Origin of the sequence: Sphingomonas sp. Ant20, assembly GCF_000783375.1 — a bacterium.
In the GTDB taxonomy this organism is placed as follows: Bacteria; Pseudomonadota; Alphaproteobacteria; order Sphingomonadales; family Sphingomonadaceae; genus Sphingomonas; species Sphingomonas aerolata.
In genome coordinates this window covers 1-1,622 of the sequence record NZ_JRVI01000198.1, presented here as the reverse complement: position 1 = coordinate 1,622, position 1,622 = coordinate 1, and the positions used below count along the sequence as shown (strand labels likewise).

General features: G+C 69.8%; 2 protein-coding genes. One reads left to right on the top strand and one right to left on the bottom strand.

The features are described from left to right. Nucleotides 1-506, bottom strand: a 506-nt coding sequence (locus NI18_RS17930) for an RNA polymerase sigma factor (RefSeq protein ID WP_052149318.1), incomplete at its 3' end; no start/stop codon positions are given. Between the two features lie 269 nt (nt 507-775). On the opposite strand from NI18_RS17930, the gene NI18_RS17925 reads away from it, so the two are divergent. Continuing rightward, nucleotides 776-1,525 (top strand): glycosyltransferase, encoded by a 750-nt coding sequence (locus tag NI18_RS17925; RefSeq protein ID WP_052149317.1) that lies wholly within the window; start codon nt 776-778, stop codon nt 1,523-1,525. Nucleotides 1,526-1,622 lie beyond the last annotated feature (97 nt).

Genomic DNA, 1,622 nt, shown 5'->3' with positions numbered 1-1,622 from the left:
CCTCCATCCGTGAACCCCCGCCGCGCCAGCGCGGTGCGAAGGTCGGCAAAGGCCCGGACGACGTGTTTCTCGACCGCGGCGGTGCTCATGTCGAGCCGATCGGCGATCGCCGCGGTGGTGAGGCCGTCCAGCCGTCGGCGCAGGAATATCTCGCGGCGCAGCGGCGGCATGCGTTCGAGCGCGCCCGCCATCAGCGCGACCGCGCGGCGGAACGCCACCACCCGATCCGCCGCCGGCAGCGGACAGACCATCGCCTCGTCCAGTTCGACATGCGCGCCGCGCCGGGCGACGCGGTGATGATCGCGCAGCAGATTGCGCGCGATCGCGAAGCAGAGCGCCTTCACATCCTCGACCCGCGCGCTTGCCTGATAGGTGAACAGCCGCAGATAGGTTTCCTGCACGACGTCGTCGCCGTCGGCGTGATGCCCCAGCCGCCCGTGCACGAACGCACGCAGCGCGCGTGACAGCGCCGCGTCCGGGCATTGCATCGCCAGCGCCGGCGTCACCGGCCGGTGCTCCCCGACGCCCCTGAAAACCCCCGCGTCCCTGTTCACCACGCCCCCCGCTTGCGATTCGGGGCGTCTTATTCGTCCATCGTGAAGCCGGGATGACACCGCGCAGCCGCGCGGGTCTTGGCAGGCGCGACCATGCGGCGAGATCGATCGCAGGGGTAGATCGTTACCAAGTTATACTCGATCACCGTATTGCGACTATCGCGCGTCGCATCCATGCTGATAGTGGCGGCCCTACCAGACGGCGTCGGAAAGCTCCTGAATTGACTGTTGCAGGGCGGCATATCGCCATCATCGCGCCGCCGACCGCCGGGCACCTCAATCCTCTGGTCGCGCTGGGCACATCGCTCGTCGCCGCGGGACACCGGGTCACGCTGGTGCATATGGCCGACGTCGCGGCGATGCTGCCTCGCGGCGATGTCGCGTTTGCGCCGCTTGACCATCCCGCCGATCGCCAAGGTTTGCTGGCCGAACATTATCGCAAGCTCGCCCAGCCATCGGGGCCGGTCGGGCTGCCGCGCATGATCCGCAGCACCGCGGCGATGACCGAGCTCCTGCTCGCGGCGCTGCCGGCCACCCTCACGCGGCTGGGCGTCGATGCGGTCGTGGCGGATTCGGTCGAGCCGGCGGGGGCGCTGGTGGCACGCCATCTCGGCCTGCCGTTCGTGACCGCGATCACCGGACTGCCGCTGCTCCGCGAACCGATGATCCCCCCGCCCTTTCTCGGCTGGGCATACCGGGCCGACGCGCTCGGGCGGAATCGCAACAATGGCGGCTATGCGGTCAGCGACCTGCTGATGCGCCCGGTGACCCGCATCGTGACGACCTATGCACAGCTTTGGGGGCTCGATCCCGACCCGCAGCAGCAATGGTCCGACCGCCTGCAGATCGCGCAATGCCCGGCAGGACTCGACTTTCCGCGCACCGCCCTGCCACCGAGCTTCCGGTACGGCGCGCGTGGCGCCTCGACGAACCCGTGGACGACATCCCCGAAAGCGACGGCCGACCGCTGATATATTGCTCGCTCGGGTCGCTGCAGGCGCGCGCCGGTCGCTGTTCGCGGCGATGACCGCCGCCTGTGCCGCGGTCGGTGCGCGCGCGGTGGTCGCG